This window comes from Pedobacter sp. 01N416 (assembly GCF_056399685.1).
Map to the genome: position 1 here is coordinate 1 of NZ_JBFTRT010001099.1, position 460 is coordinate 460.

Below are 460 nucleotides of genomic sequence, written 5' to 3' on the forward strand. Positions count from 1 at the left end.
ATGTTGTTGCTCGCCCCTATAATACCGAGCTGCATTTTGGGCGAAAACATATTAAAACTTGCATCTGTTTCATATTTTTTGGTGGTGCCGTAACCCGCACCAATTTTGCCGAAGTAGCCGATGTCTTTGCCTTTCTTAAGTTTTAAATTAACCGTTAAGGTACTGTCAAGTGGGTTACTCTCATTCCGTTCCCGGTAAACCTGTACCTTGTCTAATGCATTTTTCGCAATGTTTTGGGTAGCCATTTTAATATCACCGCCGAAAAACTGTTTCCCGTTTACCAATAAGCTCTTTACTTCACGGCCGTTAACGGTAATCTGTCCATCGCCCCAAAGGGTTACATTGGGTATTTTGCGCAAAAGATCTTCTACAACCGCATTGCTATCCAATTTAAAGGCTGCGGCATTAAATTCTAAAGTATCGCCATTCATGGTAATTGGCGCTACCCTAATCTCTACAT

The 460-nt window shown here is 41.7% G+C and carries 1 pseudogene; it reads right to left on the reverse strand.

Features of this window, described 5'->3' with window-relative positions:
* Positions 1 to 460 (reverse strand): annotated as a pseudogene (locus tag AC1DND_RS29415) (hypothetical protein); the annotation flags it as partial.